19 protein-coding genes are annotated in these 19,705 nt (G+C 45.4%); 1 reads left to right on the forward strand and 18 read right to left on the reverse strand.

Features of this window, described 5'->3' with window-relative positions:
- Positions 1-2 precede the first annotated feature (2 nt).
- The 12 genes from TY49_RS14410 to TY49_RS14465 form a co-directional block, all read right to left on the reverse strand.
- Positions 3-614: a flavin reductase family protein gene (locus tag TY49_RS14410; RefSeq protein ID WP_041966604.1), complete on the reverse strand. Its 612-nt coding sequence runs from the start codon at positions 612-614 to the stop codon at positions 3-5.
- Between the two features lie 3 nt (positions 615-617).
- Positions 618-1,709: a histidinol-phosphate transaminase gene (gene hisC, locus TY49_RS14415; protein ID WP_232310459.1), complete on the reverse strand. Its 1,092-nt coding sequence runs from the start codon at positions 1,707-1,709 to the stop codon at positions 618-620.
- Positions 1,710-1,780: 71 nt separating this feature from the next.
- On the reverse strand, positions 1,781-2,896 hold the full coding sequence (gene hppD / locus TY49_RS14420) for a 4-hydroxyphenylpyruvate dioxygenase (protein WP_041966606.1): 1,116 nt from the start codon (positions 2,894-2,896) through the stop codon (positions 1,781-1,783).
- Between the two features lie 128 nt (positions 2,897-3,024).
- Positions 3,025-4,401, reverse strand: coding sequence for a dihydrolipoamide acetyltransferase family protein (locus TY49_RS14425; RefSeq protein ID WP_041966607.1), 1,377 nt, complete (start codon positions 4,399-4,401; stop codon positions 3,025-3,027).
- 11 nt (positions 4,402-4,412) lie between these two features.
- The gene (locus TY49_RS14430) at positions 4,413-5,408 is read right to left on the reverse strand and encodes an alpha-ketoacid dehydrogenase subunit beta (RefSeq protein ID WP_041966608.1); all 996 of its coding nucleotides are present in this window, start codon (positions 5,406-5,408) and stop codon (positions 4,413-4,415) included.
- Entirely contained in the window at positions 5,408-6,475 is a 1,068-nt protein-coding gene (gene pdhA, locus TY49_RS14435; RefSeq protein ID WP_041966609.1) for a pyruvate dehydrogenase (acetyl-transferring) E1 component subunit alpha, read from the reverse strand. Before pdhA ends, TY49_RS14430 begins: the two co-directional genes overlap by 1 nt.
- A gap of 33 nt (positions 6,476-6,508) precedes the next feature.
- The gene (locus TY49_RS14440) at positions 6,509-7,615 is read right to left on the reverse strand and encodes a Leu/Phe/Val dehydrogenase (RefSeq protein ID WP_041966610.1); all 1,107 of its coding nucleotides are present in this window, start codon (positions 7,613-7,615) and stop codon (positions 6,509-6,511) included.
- A gap of 61 nt (positions 7,616-7,676) precedes the next feature.
- The gene (locus tag TY49_RS14445) at positions 7,677-8,066 is read right to left on the reverse strand and encodes a thioesterase family protein (protein ID WP_041966611.1); all 390 of its coding nucleotides are present in this window, start codon (positions 8,064-8,066) and stop codon (positions 7,677-7,679) included.
- 595 nt (positions 8,067-8,661) lie between these two features.
- The gene (locus TY49_RS14450) at positions 8,662-9,456 is read right to left on the reverse strand and encodes an ABC transporter ATP-binding protein (RefSeq protein WP_041966612.1); all 795 of its coding nucleotides are present in this window, start codon (positions 9,454-9,456) and stop codon (positions 8,662-8,664) included.
- Complete coding sequence (locus TY49_RS14455) at positions 9,431-10,462, reverse strand: ABC transporter permease (protein ID WP_041966613.1); 1,032 nt, start codon at positions 10,460-10,462, stop codon at positions 9,431-9,433. Before TY49_RS14455 ends, TY49_RS14450 begins: the two co-directional genes overlap by 26 nt.
- An 18-nt stretch (positions 10,463-10,480) precedes the next feature.
- Positions 10,481-11,479, reverse strand: coding sequence for an ABC transporter substrate-binding protein (locus TY49_RS14460; RefSeq protein WP_041966614.1), 999 nt, complete (start codon positions 11,477-11,479; stop codon positions 10,481-10,483).
- 451 nt (positions 11,480-11,930) lie between these two features.
- Complete coding sequence (locus tag TY49_RS14465) at positions 11,931-12,878, reverse strand: NAD(P)H-dependent flavin oxidoreductase (RefSeq protein WP_041966615.1); 948 nt, start codon at positions 12,876-12,878, stop codon at positions 11,931-11,933.
- A gap of 74 nt (positions 12,879-12,952) precedes the next feature.
- Between TY49_RS14465 and TY49_RS14470 the strand changes: the two genes are divergently transcribed.
- Positions 12,953-13,474 (forward strand): gamma carbonic anhydrase family protein, encoded by a 522-nt coding sequence (locus tag TY49_RS14470; protein WP_041966616.1) that lies wholly within the window; start codon positions 12,953-12,955, stop codon positions 13,472-13,474.
- A gap of 51 nt (positions 13,475-13,525) precedes the next feature.
- Here the strand turns inward: TY49_RS14470 and TY49_RS14475 are convergent, their stop codons facing one another.
- From TY49_RS14475 to TY49_RS14500, 6 genes are all read right to left on the reverse strand, one after another.
- Positions 13,526-14,200 (reverse strand): NAD(P)H-dependent oxidoreductase, encoded by a 675-nt coding sequence (locus TY49_RS14475; protein WP_041966617.1) that lies wholly within the window; start codon positions 14,198-14,200, stop codon positions 13,526-13,528.
- A 59-nt stretch (positions 14,201-14,259) separates the two neighbouring features.
- Positions 14,260-15,297: a DmpA family aminopeptidase gene (locus TY49_RS14480; RefSeq protein ID WP_041966618.1), complete on the reverse strand. Its 1,038-nt coding sequence runs from the start codon at positions 15,295-15,297 to the stop codon at positions 14,260-14,262.
- A gap of 495 nt (positions 15,298-15,792) precedes the next feature.
- Complete coding sequence (paaX, locus tag TY49_RS14485) at positions 15,793-16,668, reverse strand: phenylacetic acid degradation operon negative regulatory protein PaaX (RefSeq protein ID WP_041966690.1); 876 nt, start codon at positions 16,666-16,668, stop codon at positions 15,793-15,795.
- Positions 16,669-16,801: 133 nt separating this feature from the next.
- Entirely contained in the window at positions 16,802-17,578 is a 777-nt protein-coding gene (locus tag TY49_RS14490; protein ID WP_041966619.1) for an enoyl-CoA hydratase-related protein, read from the reverse strand.
- Entirely contained in the window at positions 17,579-18,787 is a 1,209-nt protein-coding gene (pcaF, locus tag TY49_RS14495) for a 3-oxoadipyl-CoA thiolase (RefSeq protein ID WP_041966620.1), read from the reverse strand.
- Positions 18,788-18,799: 12 nt separating this feature from the next.
- Positions 18,800-19,663 (reverse strand): 3-hydroxyacyl-CoA dehydrogenase, encoded by an 864-nt coding sequence (locus tag TY49_RS14500; protein ID WP_041966621.1) that lies wholly within the window; start codon positions 19,661-19,663, stop codon positions 18,800-18,802.
- Positions 19,664-19,705: the final 42 nt, after the last annotated feature.

Here is a 19,705-nt window from a genome sequence, read left to right on the forward strand (position 1 = left end):
ACCTATTTCCTTTGCAGCTCAAAGGTTTTTGCCAGTGGGAGCGTGTAGGTCGCTCCTGCCAGCCTGCCTACCGGATTCAATTTTTCCGAATTGATGCGCCCGCTTTCATAAAGATCATCGGCGACATGTACATGAACGACCTTGCCGATGACAAGGCTGCCTGCTCCCGACTCTTCACCGCCAAAGTGAAGAACCTGGTCCAGAACACATTCAAGGTGGACCTTCGACTCCTTGACCCGTGATGGCTTAATCGCCACACTATCGACCTTGTTCAGGCCAGAAGCTTCAAATTCATCGACATCTGACCCGAATTCAGTAGCGCAGTCATTCATCTGCTGGACGAACTCCTCACTGACAATATTGATAACAAATTCCTTTGTGCTTTCAATGTTTTTCAGCGTATCCTTTTTCGCCCCATCAGTCCCTCTTCTCATTGGCGAAAAGCATACCATCATCGGATTCGCGCTGATAACTGTAAAGAAACTGAATGGAGCCAAATTGGCGTTCCCGTTTTCATCCTGGCTGGAAACAAAGGCAATTGGCCGCGGCAGGACAGAGCCTTGCAAAAGCTTGTATGCGTCTCTCCATTCAAGTGTATCTGTTTTGATTTCCAAGGCTTACACCGCCCTTTCATGAAAAAGCTGGCTGACGATTTGGAGAATGAACTCATGATCTTCACGAGTGCCGAGAGTAATCCGGAATGCTTCCTTGTAGCCCGAAAGCTGCATTTGCCTGACAAGGACTCCGTTTTTCGTCAGCGTCTGGATGACCGGCCTGTTCGTGAAGGCAAACAGGAAGTTGGATTGCGATGGGAAACTATCAATCCCCAACTCTTTGAACTTTGCACTCAGGAAGTCTCTTTCTGCACTATTTTTACCAGAGCAATCTTGGATGAATGCCTGGTCTTCCAGTGCAGCCACCGCCGCTGCTTGCGCAAGCTGGTTGACATTGAAAACATCCCTGACTTTGTGGAGCTCCTTGGCAATTTCCTCATGCATGATGCCGTAGCCAACACGCAGGCTCGCAAGTCCATAGATTTTTGAAAAAGTCCTTAGGATGACAATGTTTTGATATTGATCAAGCAACGGCATCGTATCAAGGTATTCTTCAGAATCCGCATATTCAAAATAAGCCTCATCCATGATGATCAGGACGTTAGAAGGCACCTTGTCGATAAACGAAAGCAATTCCTGTTTGGCGACGATCGTCCCGGTCGGATTGTTCGGATTGCAGACGAATACAATTTTTGTTTTTTCGTTGATGGCTTCCTGCATTTTTTTAAGATCATGCCTGCCGTCGATCATCGGGACGGTGACAGATACGCCGCCCTCAATCAGTACATTCGTTTTATAGCGAGGAAAAGTTACCTCCGCCATGACCGCTTCATCATTTTTATTGATATATGCCCTTGTAAGCAGGCGAATGATCTCTTCTGAACCGTTCGAAACAAGAAAATGCTTCTGTTCTAATTTATAATGCGATGACAGTTTCTCTACGATTCCTGTTGTCATTCCGTCTGGATAGAATGCCAGATTAGCAGATGCCTGCATGATTGCTTCTCTGACCTTTGGTGAAGTGCCATAGACATTTTCATTATCCGAAAGCTTTCTTACTGTTGTGATTCCATACTGTTCCTTGATTTCCTCAATCGTCTGGCCGAGGGCATATGGTGTGATTCCTTCAAGTTCTGCTCTTGCTTTAATATTCATATTCATCCCCCATTTTTTCTGTCGCCGTTTATAACGAAAAGGGAGCGAATCGCCCCCTTCTGTCCCGGCTATTAAAGGTTGCCGCGTCTTTCCTGTTCACGCTCGATTGATTCGAATAGAGCCTTGAAGTTTCCTTCACCGAAACCTCTTGCGCCTTTACGCTGGATGATTTCAATGAAAAGCGTCGGACGGTCTACGATTGGCTTCGTGAAGATTTGCAGCAAATAGCCTTCATCGTCCCGGTCCACAAGAATGCTAAGTTCTTTTAACTTATCAATCTCTTCGTCAATTTCGCCAACACGCTTTGAAAGCATTTCATAGTATGAATCAGGTGTGCTCAGGAATTCCACTCCATTCTCACGGAGTTGTGCTACTGTGCTGACAATATCCTCTGTCAAAATCGCAAGGTGCTGGACGCCTGGGCCGTTGTAGAATTCAAGGTATTCCTGAATTTGTGATTTGCGCTTTCCTTCTGCCGGCTCGTTGATTGGGAACTTGATGCGGCCGCCATTGTGCATTACTTTTGACATCAGCGCTGAGTATTCAGTCACGATATCCTTGTCAGTGAAGTGCTTCATTTCCTTGAAGCCCATGACATTCGCATAATAGTTAACCCATTCTTCCATTCTCTCAACATTGCCGACAACATGGTCGATGCCAATGAATCCTGCGTCATTCACAGGAACAGTCGTTTCGAATTCAACAAAGCCAGGCATGAAAAGGCCATTATAATTTTTTCTTTCAACGAGTGTATGGATTGTATCTCCATATGTACCGATTACGGCCTTCTTTAAAGTACCTTGCTCATCAGAAACTTCATGGGGCGGCTGGATTTCGATTGCGCCTCGCTTAACCGCTCCCTCGTATGCCTTCTCGACATCATCGACTGCCAGCGCGATATCCTTGACACCATCGCCATGAGTCTTGACAAACTGTGCTACACGAGATGAATCGTTGTATGTTCCAGTCACAACCAGACGAATCTTGCGCTGCTGAAGTACATAGGATGTGGTTTCACGGTTGCCTGTTTCAAGACCTGAATATGCCACTACCTTAAAGCCAAAAGCAGTCTGGAAAAAGTGAGACGCCTGCTTGGCGTTTCCTACATAAAGCTCTAAATAGTCAACATCCTGAACCGGGAAAAAATCCTCAGTACTTTGGCCAGATACCATAACTTTCTCTTGCATTGTAAAACCTCCTGGAAGAATATTTATAATATTTAAAATTATTTTATAGTAATTATCCCTGCCCTCTCAAGAGCGCGATGTAAAGCTATAATGCTTTTGCGTGGTAAAGTATCGACTCTTAATACCAGTTACATCAATTCCAACAGCATCATTTTTGGATTCTCTATCAACTGTGCGAAACGGTTTGTATAGGCAACAGCAGTTGCCCCGTCTGCGACTCTGTGATCAAAAGCCATTGACAGATTCATGATTGAACGGATGGCAATCTCATCTTGATCTGTGACAACTGGCCGTTTCTTTGTTTTATGGAAAGAAACGAGCGCTGTCTGCGGATGTTGGATGATTGGTGTTGCTCCAATACTGCCGCCCAGTGGACCGACATTGCTAATAGTAAATGTACCGCCCGATATATCCTTGACCGTTAGCTTGTCATCAAGTGCAAGCTTTGTCAGACGCTTCATTTCATCATGAATTTGCTTTAGATTCATTTGTTCAACATTCCTGATAACCGGCACAATCAGGCCTTCAGGAGTATCTACGGCAATTCCAATATGATGCTCACGCAGCAGCTGAATATTTTCGTTTTCTTCATCGAGCTTTGCATTAAAGATCGGAAATTCCTTTAAAGCAATTGACAGGACTTTAATAAAAAAGGCCGTCGCAGATATAGAGCTTCCGGAACCCTTGATCTCTTCTCGCAAAGCAATCAACTCGCTAACATCTATTTCCTCAAAGTGGGTACAGTGAGGGATCGTATACATGGATTGGACCATCTTTTTCGCAATCTGCTTGCGGCGGCCGCGGAATGGCAGTATATCCTGGTGGCTGAGCTTATTTTCGGTCGGAGCCCTTTCTTCAGAACCCACTTCCGAAACCTTCGGAGCCTTCGGTTCGGAAGCAGGTTTTGAAACGTTCGGAACCTCTTGTTCAGAAGCAGGTTGCGAAATGTTCGGAATCTCCTGTTCGGAACCAGCTTCCGAAGTGCTCGAAACCCCGTGCTCTCTTAATTTAACAAAGGCCAATATATCTTCTTCGGTAATCCGGCCTGCTGGTCCGGTTCCTTTTACTTCCATAATGTTAACGGCATTTTCACGGGCAACTTTCCGCGTATAGGGAGAGGCCAGAATCTGTCCAAGTCGCGCACTTACACCTACAGGCACCTTGACTCCAGCGGGTCTGTCCAATACAGCTACTGCAGTTTCTTCAGGTTTGGCTTCTGTTTTTACAACATCAGCGACCTTCTGGGACTCGCTAGTTTGGACTCCACCGGAACTTTCCTCTATGATCAGCAGGGTAGTCCCTACCTTTACCGTTTGCCCCGGGGTTAGCAATAGTTCTTTAATTACACCTGAGCGGGGAGCGGGAATCTCTGCGGTCATCTTGTCTGTCTGGACTTCAACCAATGGATCATCAGCCTTGACGAAATCTCCTGGTTTCACCAGGTAACAATTGATGTCCGCTTCGGTCATGCCTTCCCCAATGTCGTGGAGCTTTACTTCAACCATCGGCACGCCTCCTAAAACTTCATTACTTTCTCGATTGCAGCTGCGACTCTTTTCGGAGTCGGCAGATAATGATCTTCAAACCCAAAATACGGAACAGGCGTATCATAGCCTGTAACTCTTTCGGCCGGAGCCTTTTGATAAAGGAATGCCTCATCATTGATCAGGGAGATCAAATCACTGCCAGTGCCTCCCGTTGCATGTGCTTCATGGACAATCACCGTTCGTCCTGTCTTCTGTACTGACTCTATGACAAGATCTTTGTCAATTGGATAAAGTGTCCTCAGATCAAGGACCTCACACTGGACACCCTTTTGTTTCATATCTTCTGCAGCCTTCATCGCTACCGGTATCATCGCGCCCCAGGCAATAACCGTTACATCGTCGCCTTCGGTCAATTTCTTTCCTTTTCCTATTTCAACTGTATACTTCCCTTCCGGAACCTCACCGCGTGAGGAACGATAACTTCTCATTGGCTCTAAAAAGAGGACAGGGTCCGGATCTTCAATTGCAGCGATCATCAGGCCTTTGGCGTCATAGGCATTGGATGGGCAGACCACCTTCATTCCCGGCATATGGGTAAAAAGGGATTCCGTGCTGTCACAATGGATTTCAGGTGCACGTACACCGGCGCCATAAGGAGCTCGGATAACCATTGGCACGGTAAAATGCCCCAATGTCCTCATTCGCAGCCTCGAAGCATGGGTCATGATTTGTTCATAAGCAGGATAAATGAAGCCCAGGAATTGAATTTCCACCACGGGTCGGAATCCATTAACGGCCATGCCAATCGCTGCCCCTACAAAACCTGCTTCACTCAAAGGAGTATCTACTACGCGGTCCTCTCCATATTTCTCCTGAAGACCATCAGTCGCGCGGAATACCCCGCCATTTTTTCCGATATCCTCACCGAGGAGGATGACATCCTTGCTTTCACCGAGCATCGTATCCAGTCCATCGGTAATCGCCTGGACAAGCGTCAAGGTCTTTGTCTGTATTGCCGTATTCATCAAGCCTCTCCTCCGATCAGCTCAAGGTATTCCCGCTTTTGTTTCTCAATTGTCCATGTAGGCTTTTCGAAAACATAATCAAAGATCACTGCCGGGTCAGCTTTAGGGAACTTTTCCATTTCCTGTACAGCTGCATCAATTTCAGCAGCTGCCTGCGCTTCTATTTCCTTCACCCATGCTTCATCGTAAAGTCCTTCGTTTTTCATCCAGCGTTCAAGCCTTAACAATGGATCAGTTTCCATACGCTTCAGCGCACTTTCTCCCTGGTCACGATATTTCGATGCGTCATCCGCAGTTGTATGTGATCCATACCGCCACGTCATCGCTTCAATCAGTGTCGGGCCTTCGCCATTGCGGGCACGCTTAAGTGCCTTTTCCGTTTCAGCAAAAACGGCAAAAATATCGTTGCCATCAATCCTCACGCCGGGAATATCATACGCTAACGCTTTTTGCGCAATGGTTGCGGAGTTCATCTGCTTGCTGATTGGAACTGAAATTGCGTATTGATTATTCTGACAAAAATATACGACCGGAGATTTGAAGACACTTGCAAAGTTCAAGCCTTCATGAAAATCACCTTCCGAAGTCGCTCCATCACCGAAATAACAAATCGCCGCATTCTTTGTATCTTTTTGTTTTTCAGCAAAAGCTGCCCCTGCAGCATGTGGAATCTGGGTTGCAATTGGGATGGCGGGCGGGAAGATCTTTTTCCCATCCGGCGGGACACAGCCTTCATTTCGTCCATTCCAGAACAGCAATATATTCCTCAGAGAGTGGCCGAACACCATGGCAGCACCGTGGTCTCGGTACGTCGGGAACATCCAGTCATCACTTTCTAGTGCAAGAGCGGTTCCAACCTGGGAAGCCTCCTGCCCTTCAAATGGCGCGTACGTCCCAATACGCCCCTGGCGCTGAAGACTGATAGACTTCCTGTCCAGCGTCCGGATCCTTACCATTTCCGAATAGAACTTCTTCACTCGCTCTTCGGTCACCAAATCCTTATAATCCTCAGAAACAATGTTTCCGTTTTGGTCCATCACTTGAAAAATCGGAAAATCCTTTTCCATCGGCTCACCCTTTTTTAAAAGTCTATGATTCTATTACATTCTCACTGCCCATTTTGGACGCTTCATATGAGAGAAGAAGCTGTTTCGTCTTGTTCTGGCTTCAATGCGGTTTTCGCAAAATTTATTAGCGGCTTCAACAGTCGTGATTCCCTCCCGCTCTGCCTGCTTATAAATATTTAACAGAGAATTATAGATAGCCTTCGTCTTCTTCAAAACTCGTTCCTTATTTGGTGAATACAGCTCATCCGCCACCTGGATCAATCCGCCAGCATTGACGATGTAATCAGGCGCGTAAAGGATACCCTTCTCCTGAAGGATGTGACCATGACGTTCTTCCTTCAGCTGATTGTTCGCAGAGCCAACGACTGCTTTTACCTGAAGCTGTGGAATTGTGTCATCATTGATGATTCCGCCCATAGCGCACGGTATGAAAATATCAGCAGGCTGGGAATAAATTTCGTCACTGTTAACGACTTTGATTCCTGCTCCCATTTCTTCCGCTTTCTTAACGATCTGGTCGATTGCTTTTTGATTAATGTCCGTAACATACAGGTCTGCGCCATTATCAAGAAGATACTCTGCTACCTTGTAGCCTACCTTTCCCAGCCCCTGGATCGCATAGGATTTTCCGGACAAATCATCCGTATCCCAAAGAGCTTTGCTTGTTGCCTGCAATCCAAAGATGACACCTTGAGCCGTTGGTACTGATGAATCACCGCTTCCGCCATATACTTCATCTACACCAACGATGCAATTTGTTTCTTTTAATGCATGGACAAAATCTTCTGGATCTGTGCCCATGTCGGTTCCTGTATAGAAACGTCCCTGGATCGACTCAACAAACTGGCCAAATGCCCTGAACAATTCTGGGCTCTTATCTGTTGTAGGATCGCCAATTATAACTGCCTTTCCTCCACCGAAATCCACATCAGCCGCAGCGCATTTATAGGTCATGCCTTTTGAAAGCCGCAGTACGTCTTCTAATGCATCGTCAACTGATTTATAAGGATACATACGGCAACCGCCCAATGCTGGCCCTAACCGTGTACTATGAATCGCAATGATCGCCTTTAATCCAGTTGCTTCATCATTACAAAATACAACCTGCTCGTGCTCACGAATTTGTTCAAACATATCCATTGTTCTTTCCCCCTTTATTCCGTTAAACCATGTTAGCGCTTACATTTTTGCGCAAAAATTTTTAGCTGCCTGTAAGTAATTCATTTATCTTTTCTTTAGGAAGGACCACTTGCTTTACTTCCCCCACTCCTATAAGGCGACCCTTACTTTCTGCCCGTACATTGGTAAGAATGGTATTGGCTTGAAGGCCTGTGACGGTTGCAGTTACGGTAACCTCGCCCCCTTCAATACATGGAGCTATGTGTTTAACTGTTACCGCGCCGCCCATACCTTCTTCATGATCCTCTAAAAAAGGAACTATAATTTGCCGCGATACCCACTCCATGTGATACACCATCGATACAGTGGAGTATACTGGATGGACGACTTTTCCCTCAAAGCGGGCAAACATTTCTGGTGTAACAATGACATCGATGGAGGCCGTTCGCCCAGCTATCAAACCATCTCGCATCATATCCCACCTTTCCAAGTTGCAAATATGTATAACGTTTATTTAACGTTATCATAACATTTCGTTAAATAAATGGTCAATAAATTGTAAGAAATTTTGGTATTTTCTTAAAAATAATTTTGATATAATAATTAACTATTAACTTTCGTACTAACATTTGTATTACCACTCCACTGATGAAGTCCTTACAGGATAGCTTTGTTAAATTGGACGGTTGATTTCCACTCCAGGTTGCTTCGCTTTCCGCGGGAAGAATTATGAAAAATCCATAATGCCGGCTTTTTCAAAGAGCGAATTCTTCCTGGGGCGTGCGGTGAGCCTCCTCAGCGCTAAAGCGCCTGCGGGGTCTCACCTGTCCCGCTGATCCCGCAGGACATTGATTGAGCATCCTCGAACCTGCCCACGCACGAGGAAAATGCGTTAGCATTTTCGGAGGAGTCTACGCACCTTCCGTTCCAATCAACCTAGTGCTATTAAACCTTTTACAAAATAAATAAGACTAAATCGAAAAAAAGCCGGAATCATTCCAAAAGGATGGAACATTCCGACTTTTTTTATAATCTGCAAATATTTTTTATTAAATAGGCTTGTTTGTTTAGCTTAATAAAGCCCGGTCGCTTGCCATTTTTGTTCCGCGGATGCGCTGGAACTCGTTGAGCAAGTCTTCGATTGACAGCTTAGCTTTTTGTTCTTCATTGACTTCAAGGATGATCTGGCCTTTGTCCATCATGATCAGCCTGTTGCCGAGATCGAGTGCTTGCTGCATGTTATGCGTGACCATGAGCGTAGTGAGATGGTATTTGTCGACGATTTCTTGTGTTAAATTGGTAATCAACTCGGCTCTTGCAGGATCGAGTGCCGCGGTATGCTCATCCAGTAATAGGATCGATGGTTCCGTGAATGTCGCCATCAGCAGGGAAAGCGCCTGCCGCTCACCGCCTGATAACATCCCAACCTTGGCATTCAGCCGGTCTTCAAGCCCGAGGTGCAGCGACTCAAGCACCTCCTGGAAAAGCTCACGGCGTTTTTTCGTGACGCCTAGGCGAAGCGAGCGGCGCTTGTTCCGTGAATAAGCAATCGCAAGGTTTTCTTCAATGGTCATACTCGGAGCAGTACCTGCCATCGGATCCTGGAAGACACGACCGATCATTTTTGAGCGGTTGTATTCGGTCATGTAGGTTACATCCTTACCGTCCAGTTCCACCTGCCCATGGTCTGGAAGCATTACACCGGAAATAATGTTCATTAACGTCGACTTTCCGGCACCGTTACTGCCTATGACTGTAACAAAGTCTCCTTTATCCAGTGTGAGATTAATATTATCCAGGGCGATTTTTTCATCTGGAGTACCCTCATTGAAGACTCTATGAATCTGATTTAAGTGCAGCACCAGCCTCACCCTTTCCCTCAGAAGGAACAGCTACCATTTGCATGTTTTCAAGCTGTCTTTTTACCTTCCGTTTTTTCTCTTTGTAGCTTTCTATCATTTTCGGCGCAGTCAGTGCCAATATGACGATAATCGCTGTGATCAGCTTCATGTCGCCTGGCTCAAGGAACTCTACCCTTAGTGCCAGTGTGACTACGATTCGATAGATGATAGCCCCGCCAATGACAGCAAGCGTTGTTCTAGCAATCGATTTTGTACCGAATAGGGCCTCACCAATAATGACAGAAGCTAGACCAATGATAATCATCCCGATACCCATACCGACGTCTGCGAAACCACCCTGTTGCGCGATCAAAGCCCCAGAAAAAGCTACCATCGCATTCGAAAGGCCAAGGCCAAGGATAATCATCAGGTTTGTATTGGATGAGAAACTGCGGATCATCCTTTTGTTATCACCGGTTGCCCTGATTGCAAGTCCAAGTTCTGTCTTAAGGAATGCATCAGTAAGGAATTTAATTGCCAATGTCACTACAATCATGAACAATAGGATCCCCCAAGTCCGCGGAAGACTGTCTCCCAGCCCGATAGCCGTTAAAATGCCATTGAAAAATCCATCGATTCCCGTCTTATCGAAAAAGTCCCTCACTGCGGTCATCGCCGTATCAGTGTTCAACAGGGGGACATTCGATTTACCCATGATTCTTAAATTGATAGAATACAAGGCAATCATCAACAGAATCCCCGACAGAAGTGCATTCACCTTTCCGACTGTATGGATGATGCCTGTTAAGCACCCAGCGATGAAACCGGCAACCATGGCTACCATTGTAGCAGCGAAAGGATTTGCACCATTCACAATCAAGATAGCAGCGACCGCAGCTCCAGTTACAAAGCTGCCATCAACCGTCAAATCAGGAAAATCCAGTACCCGAAAGGATAAGTATACACCCAGAGCCATGATGGCATAAATGATGCCTGACTCAAATGCTCCAAATATTGAAGTAAACAAGTTGAATCATCCTTTCTCTTATTCTTCGTAAAACTCTGCGTCGTCTCCCCATTCTTCCTTGACTTCAACACCCTGCTCCTCAGCAGCTTTTTTGTTGATTGTCAGTGTTAAAGATTTCGGAAGTTCAACAGGGATCTCAGATGCTTTCTTGTTGCCAGATAAAATTTCAGCAGCCATCAAGCCTGACTGGTAACCGATGTCATAGTAATTGAAACCGCTGGCTGCAACTGCGCCGCGCTTCATTGAATCAAGCTCTCCAACAAATAACGGGATTTTTTTTCCATTGGCTACAGAAATGACAGATTCAAGTGCAGAAACGACCGTGTTATCTGTAGGAACATAGATGGCATCCACACGTCCAACTAGGGATTCTGCAGCCTGCTTAACTTCAGCTGATGTAGAGATTGACGCTTCAACAACCTTCGCTCCATTCGCTTCCGCAAGCTTCTTGACTTCCTTCAGCTGGACCTCTGAGTTCTGTTCACCAGCGTTGTAAATTACACCGATTTTCTTGGCACCTATTTCATTCGTCATGAAGTCGATCGTCTTTTTAGTAGCATCAGGATGGTTATCGGTAGTACCTGTGATATTGTCCCCAGGCTTATCGAATGCTTCAACAAGTCCTGCTCCGATAGGGTCAGTCACCGAAGTGAAGATGATTGGGATGTTCTTTGTCGCATTTAGTGCTGCAACAGCGCTCGGTGTAGCGTTAGCGAAAATGAGGTCGACCTTGTCACCTACAAAATTGTTCGCGATACTTGCGGTGTTATTCATGTCTGCCTGTGCGTTCTGGAAGTCATACTTTACATTGTCTCCCTCTTTGAATCCTTTGTCCTCAAGAGCTTTCTTGAAGCCTTCAGTTGCGGCATCAAGCGATGGATGTTCCGCGAATTGAGTCAAGCCAATCTTGTATTGCTTTTTGTCAGATGAACCGTTTGATGCTTCATTTCCTCCGCATCCTGCCAAAAGCAATGCACTAGCCAGGACAAGAGAAATAGCTTTTACTGATTTTTTCATAAAAATCCCCCTTGATTATTTATAAACCGGCACTAAAACTATGTAGATATTAAATAGCAGGCAGCCGGAACGCACCATTATGAATCTGTCTTCTCTCATGTTGGGTAAAAAGCTCCAGAATCTTTGAAAGCGATTCCAAAAAGTATGATATTCACTATAGACACCGTAAATATAACGTTATATTAACACCAGCTATAATTTAAAGTCAATAAAATTCCGAAAATTTAGTATGTTATGATTTTTAATTATTAAACCATCACTTAAGAAAACTATCAAGACATTTTTTAGAAATAATAAAACTTTTTCGCTTTTATGCACGAAAGCGGCTGTAAAACTCAGTATTTATAAGCTTCTAACCTTTTTTTCTTTTAAAAGCTCCTGAAATTAAGACCGATTAAAAAAACAATAATATAAAAAAGCATGCTCCTATTTGAAGCATGCTTTGAAAAATCTATAATAAGAGTGTTGCAATTCTCAAGCGTTCTTTCGCTTCTTTTACCATTCGCTCCAATAATTCCTGGACGGTCGGAATATCAGAAACCAGTCCAGATACCTGGCCTCCATTCATAAATCCGTTTTCTTCGCTTCCTTCCAGTGCACCTTTTTTATGTATTTCCTCAGTCGTCAGTTCGGCAAACTCTTCTACGGTAATTCCCTGCTTTTCAGCTTCCAGCAGTTTTCCTGCATAAGAAGTATTCAGCAGCCTGCGGATTCTTCCGACAGATCTGCCGACTATGACCGTTTCATGGTCGCTTGCCTGCAAAAGCTTTTGCTTATACTTTTCATGGAACGGAGCTTCCTTTGTGGCGATGAACCTCGTTCCCATCTGTACACCGCTCGCTCCAAGTGCAAGCATGGCTGCAAGGCCCTTTCCGTCCCCAATTCCCCCTGCCGCTACAACCGGAATGTTTACCTGGGCGACAATTTGAGGAATCAGCGCCAATGTCGTCGTTTCCAGGTTCGAGTTAATCCCTGCAGCTTCATATCCCTCAGCCACTAAAATATCAGCACCTGCAGCTTCCGCTTTTTTGGCTTGTTTTACAGACGCTACAACAGTAATAATCTTGATTCCAGCCTCTTTTAGCTTTGGAATGAAAGGTGCAGGATTACCCGCTGATAAAGTTACTACTTGAACCTTATGTTTGACTGCCAAGCGCAGGATCTCCACCACATTCGGAGAAACACTTAAGGCCACATTCACAGAAAAAGGTTTTGATGTCCTCGATTTTGTTTCAAGAATAATTTGCTCAACTTCTTCAGCATGCATCGTTCCGGCACCTATTGTGCCCAGGCCGCCCGCTTCGGAAACACCCGCTGTTAAAATGGCATTGCTTATGTTACCCATTCCACCCTGGATGATTGGATATTTTATGCGCAGAACAGAAGTAATTCCATTCACAAAAATTCCCCCTTCGTTAAATTAATGTTATACTAGTTCTAAAATTATGACAATTGAAAAGGGGGATTTTTTCATTGATTCTAAGTTATTTAGATAAAAAACCGGTCATAGATGAAACAGTTTTCCAGGCACCTGGGAGCTACATCATCGGTGACGTGAAAATCGGCAAAAATTCCAGCGTGTGGTTCAATGCAGTTTTACGTGGCGATGAAGATACGATTACTATAGGAGAAAGCTGCAGTATCCAGGATAACGTAACATGCCATCTGTATGAAGGCTCTCCGCTTGTCATTGAAGATGAGGTCACCGTCGGCCACAATGCAATCCTGCATGGATGCACCATCAAGAAAAAATGCATTATCGGCATGGGTTCAACAATCCTTGACGGAGCTGAAATCGGCGAGGAATGCATTATCGGTGCCAATACATTGATTCCTGCAGGCAAAAAAATACCACCCCGCTCACTTGTTGTCGGAGCACCTGGAAAAGTTGTGAGGGAAATCAGCGAGAAGGATTTGGAGCTGATTCAATTATCGATCGATACATATGTTCAAAAGGGAAAGGAATACCGTGAAACTTTAAAAGATATCAAATAAAAAGTTAGAGCCAGGCAGACGCCTGGCTCTTTTGCTTTAATAGAGGCTACACTATACCCATTTAACTATGTCATCCAATGGTCTTCTTGTTTTTGGATTAGGCTCTTTTACCCGGTAGCCGAAGGCACACATGACGGAAATTCCGAAATGGCCATCGTCAAGCAATCCCTCATCTGCCAGAAGTTTGTTCATCTTATCGAAATTGAAGCCTTCAATCGGACATGAATCAATGCCAATTTGCGCTGCCGCCGTCATCATATTAGCCAGGACGATATACGTCTGCCTGCACGCCCAATCAAATAGCGGGCGGTCTCCGTCGAGCAGTTTAAAATCAGTCTTCTGGAATTCCTCGATTCGCTTGAGGTAATTGGCCATGAATTCCTCAGGCATTTTCTTCTTATTTCTAAAATGATCCTGCAGATATTCAGAATCGTATTTTGTATCAAGTTTAGTCCTCGCAAGGATAATCACAAAATGGCTTGCTTCCGGAAGCTTGCCAAATGCTCCCCAGGCGGTATTCTTAACTTTCTCCCGAAGCTCTTCACTCTGGACAACAAGAAAGCGCCAAGGTTCAAAGCCAAAAGAACTTGGTGATAGCTGGCCGGTCTCCAGGATAAAACGGAAGTCTTCCTCTGGAATCTTTTTACTTGGATCAAATTCCTTTGTGGCATGCCTAAAATGGAAAGCGTCAAGAATCTCCTGCTTCCTAGTCTCTTTGTCTCGCATATGTATCTCTCCTTCCAAGATATGTTTTTTTAAACTTATCATATTTTATTTAAAATTGCCTACAAAAAAGGATAAGCTTCAACCACTCTTCCTTTTCTGCCTTTAGTGGTTTCAGCCTGTGATAATGAATTCAGGATTGCTTCCTCGGTTGCTTCTGCTGCAGCCGCGAACAGTTCGTTCATCAATGGATGGTCATCCCTAATCAGGTTGATTGATTGAATAAATCCGTCGGTGTAATGCATTGTTTGATTGGCTGTAGAAAAAGCAATCACAATATCGCCGCTTCCATGACTGAAATGACTCCCAGTTCGGCCCAGGCCAATTCCGCACCTCTTTGCCAGGCGTAACAACTGGCGGTCACTTAACGGGGCATTTGTAGCAAGGACGATGATGATGGAACCGTCTGCCGTCTCGGATAATCCTGACATTATTGATTCAATCCCATATTTCCCTGCCATGAACTCTTCTTTTTTGCCGAAATTGCTGAGCACCAGACAGCCAATAGTATAAGTGTCGGCACTTTTTACAACCCGTGATGCTGTTCCAATACCGCCTTTATGACCGAAGCAAACCATACCTTTTCCCGCTCCGACAGCACCTTCTTCTGCTGGCATGGTGGAAGCTTTTTTAATCGCTTCTTTTGCATGTTCAGGTTTGACTGGAAAATGGCGAATTGAGTTTAAATAGCTATCATTGCATTCACCGACGACAATATTAATGGTACCCGTCGTCTCACCAATATCTTCATTTTCAGAAAGCATATACTCCAGCGTCCCCTGAGTAACAGCAGGTACCGCAAATGTATTTGACAGCATAATGGGAGCCTCGATCGTTCCGAGCTCATTCACCTGGACGAGGCCAGTCGTTTTCCCAAATCCATTAAGGACGTAGCTGGCAGCAGTCACTTTCTCTTTGAATACATTTCCGGCATGCGGCAGGATGGCCGTAACACCAGTGCATGCATACCCCTCGCCTTTGTCATCCAATGTATAATCCAGTGTTTCATGTCCGACTTTGACACCAGTCACATCGGTTATGCAGTTATTGCTCCCGGGGGACATCCTGCCAACCACAACCCCTCTATCGCGTACTTTCATTTTAACCCTCCTATAACACCTTATTGGGAGAAATTCGTTATCCGCCGTAAAGCTCAAGCTCGGCTTCTGACAGCTTTTCCTCTTCTTCCTTCAAACCTGTCCGAACTTGGGGCTACTTCTGACAGCTTTTCCACTTCTTCCTCCAAACCCGTCCGAACTTGGCGCTACTTCTGACAGCTTTTCCACTTCTTCCTCCAAACCCGTCCGAACTTGGCGCTACTTCAGACAGCTTTTCCACTTCTTCCTTCAAACTTGTCCGAACACCGGGCTACTTCTGACAGCTTTTCCTCTTTTCACACCAAACCTGTCAGAACTTCAGGCTTCTTCAGACAGCTTTTCCTCTTTTGACATCAAACCTGTCCGAACACGGGGCTACTTTTGACAGCTTTTCCTTTTTTCCCTGCAAACCTGTCTGAACCTGTAGCCACTTCGCACATCCCACCCAAGTAAATGATAGAAGAAAGCCACCCAAGGCTGTGCAAGGATGGCTTGATACTATTCTAAAATATACGGGTGGTCCATTACGTTATAGTCCACGTCTTTATGCTTGATTTCATTTCCTTCTTTGAAGACGGACTCAAAGAAGCGGGATGCTGGTTCTGCGAGTTCTTTGTAGTATTCGCTGAATAATGCGGCGGCGTGGCTTCCCAGCCATTTTTCAGGCAAAAGCTCTTCTGGGAGGCCTGGGTCAAAGAAGAGGAACTTCCTGTATTCATGTACCAGCTTTGTGCGCTCAACGAAGCATTCGGCATCTGACATGCTGCCCTTTTGTATCTTGTTTTTATCAATGATGTATTTCTGACTGTATTCACTGATAAAATCCTGATACTTTGCGTTGATCTCGCCAAGGTCCCAGCTTTTTTCAACGAGGCGCTGATTTTCATGCGGGCCTTTGTACTCTGCTACAAAAAAATCGACGTATTCTTCGATTTCATATTTCTCGATCAAGTCCCTTACCTGTCTCTCGAGATTATTGGCTGAAATCCAGAAGCTGTTCGACATCGATCCGAAGCCACTCCAGATCAATTCCTTGCGCAGTTCGTCACGAACATTGCGGATTTCCTCGGGAATCGTATACATCAGGATTCTCCACTTTCCGTCCCAATCTTCAGGCTTTAACTTAAAAATACGCTTGCCTGCCTCATCAATCCTCTTTTGGCCACGCGGCGTCAGTGAATAATAGCTCTTATTCCCGATTTTCTCAGCCTGCACCCAGCCCTGTTTGTTCATGCGCGAAATCGCCGCTCTAACCGACTGGTCATTGTGGCCAAACTCATTCAGCAGCCGAATCAGGCTGCCAATCCAAATCTTGCTTCCATAATGGGAGATATAGTCACCGTATAAGGTAAAAATCATTGATCTTGTATTCAAGCTTATGTCATCCTCATCCGTTTTTGTTGTACGTAATAAAACCGTTATAGAATATTTTACAATATTATCATTATTTTGCAAAAACAATTTGCTTAAAAAGTGAAAAACCATAGGGATTTCTCCCTATGGATTATTATTGCGCGGTAAATACAGGCTTGCGTTTTTCACTGAATGCCTTCAACGCTTCCACGCGATCTTTTGTAGGAATGGTAACCTCATAAGCTTTGGATTCAATTGCCAGCCCTGTCCGAAGGTCTGTGCTGCTGCCATGCTGGATCGCATACTTCGCCTGTCTTACGGCAATCGGCGCATTCTGGAGGATTTCCTCGGCAAGCTCCTTGCAGGCAGTCATTACATCTTCTTTAGGTTTAACAGCTGTTAGAATTCCTAGCTCAAAAGCCTTCTCGGCAGAAATCTTCCTTGCTGTAAAAATCAATTCCTTCGCCTTCATTTCACCCACCAGCCTTGATAGACGCTGCGTGCCGCCTGCACCTGGAATGATGCCCCAGCTCACCTCTGTCATGCCCATCAAGGCGCTTTCAGCAGCAATTTTAAAATCACAGGCCAACATCAATTCAAACCCGCCGCCAAAAGCAAAACCGTTCACAGCAGCAATCGTCGGCTGAGGCAGTTCGGCAATCGCACTGAAAACATCGCGAATCTTTTTTACATTGCGGCGCACTTCTTCCTCAGTAAGATGCTTCCTTTCTTTCAAGTCCGCACCAGCGCTGAAGGATTTCTCCCCTGCTCCTGTAAAAATGACGACTCTCACGTCTGAATCTGTATGCAGCATGTCTACTAAATCCCCTAGCTCCTGGAGTGTTTCATAATTGAAGCAATTTAACGATTCCGGACGGTCAATCGTTACATATGCGATATGCTGCTCTTTCTGCAATTTGATGTTTTTCATTTATCTCTCTCCTATATTTTCGATGATCGTGGCGATTCCCTGGCCGACACCTACACACATGGTCGCAAGTCCATACTTGGAATCCCGCTTTTTCATTTCATATAAAAGGGTTGTCAAAATCCTCGCTCCACTTGCTCCCAGCGGGTGACCGAATGCGATTGCTCCCCCATTGACATTCACCTTTGACTGATCCAGCCCCAGCTCCTGGATGCATCCTATTGACTGGGCTGCGAAAGCCTCGTTCAATTCAATCAAATCGATATCTCCAACGGCCAGATTGGCACGCTTTAGAGCCTTTTGAACTGCATATACAGGCCCCATGCCCATAATCGATGGTTCCAGTCCCGCTGTAGAAGACACAATATATTTTGCCAGCGGCTTTAAGCCAAGCTCCTCCGCTTTTTCACGGCTCATCAATAACAATGCCGATGCACCATCATTCACACCTGATGCATTCCCAGCAGTAACAGTGCCATCCTTAAATAAGGGTTTCAGTTTTGCCAGCTTTTCGACTGTAGTTCCTGGGCGTGGATGCTCGTCAGTATCAATCACTGTCTTATTACCCTTTTTATCTTCATAAACAACAGGAACGATTTCATTTTCAAAGCGCCCGGTCTCCATCGCTTTTTGAGCGCGAAGCTGGCTTTCTGCAGCGAATTCATCCTGGGCTTCCCTGGAAATGCGATACTTTTTTGCTACATTTTCTGCCGTCTCAGGCATACTGTCCGTACCGTACATTTCCTTCAGCTTGCTGTTCACAAAACGCCAGCCAATGGTTGTATCAAACATTTCCATATTGCCGCGCGGGAATTCAGCGTTAGGCTTTGCCATCACGAATGGCGCCCTTGTCATACTTTCCGTTCCTCCTGCGATGAAGATGTCACCTTCACCTGCTAAAATCGCTCTTGCTGCATAGTTGACTGCATCAAGTCCGGAGCCGCACAAACGATTGATTGTTGTACCGGCAACCTCGACTGGCAGTCCTGCCAAAAGGCCTGACATTCTTGCGACGTTTCGATTATCTTCGCCTGCCTGGTTCGCATTACCCAAAACTACCTCTTCAATTTCAGCTGCAGGTACGTCTGGATTGCGCTCGACCAACGCCTTGATGACAACCGCGCCTAAATCATCCGGGCGGATATGGCGAAGACTGCCATTGTATCTTCCTATCGGTGTCCTGACTGCATCGACAATTACAACTTCTTTCATTGCCATCCTCCTTTATTTAGTGGTAACTGACTCTCTATAATCGTACACACCGCGCCCGGTCTTCCTGCCGAGGCGGCCTGCTTTTACATATTGTTCAAGCAATGGTGCAGGGCGGTATTTTTCCCCAAGCTTCTCATGCAGGTACTTCAAGTTATTCAATCGTGTATCCAGCCCAACAAGGTCGCCCAACTCGAATGGGCCCATCGGATAATTTAACCCTAGCTTAATAGCCTTATCGATATCCTCGGGGCTGCCCAATCCTTCCTGAAGCATGTAAAAGGCTTCATTGCCGACTAGCGCGCTGATTCGACTTGTGACAAAACCAGGGAATTCGTTGACGATGACGGTTTCCTTGCCCATCTGTATTGCAGCCTTCTGGATCGCTCCAGCTGTTTCATCGCTAGTTTCCAGACCGCGAATGATTTCAACAAGCGGCATTTTATGTACAGGATTGAAGAAGTGCATGGCGATAACCTTCTCAGGACGCTTTGTAAAAGAGGCGATTTCAGTAGGACTCATTGTCGAAGTATTGGACGCAAACAGGCAATGTTCAGGTGCATGCTGGTCAATCACTTCAAAAATCGTTTTCTTGATATCTATTTTTTCAGGGACTGCTTCGATAACAAGGTCAGCATCCTTCACGTTATCAGCGAGGAAATTTGAGTAATTGAGTCTTGCTTTCGCCAACTCTGCGTCTTCTTGAATGATTTTGCCCCTGGCAATTCCTTTTTCAAAAATGTTGTTGATTTCCCGTTCGGCGTTAAGAAGTTGTTTTTCATCAACATCGATCAATACAGTATCAAAACCGCCCAGGCAACTGACGTAGGCAATCCCTCTGCCCATGACGCCTGAACCAATTACGACGAGTTTCTTCATTATATAAACCTCCTGTAGTAAACATTGAAAGGCGAGCACCCG

The organism is Mesobacillus selenatarsenatis SF-1, from assembly GCF_000813125.1.
Lineage (GTDB): Bacteria > Bacillota > Bacilli > Bacillales > Cytobacillaceae > Mesobacillus > Mesobacillus selenatarsenatis.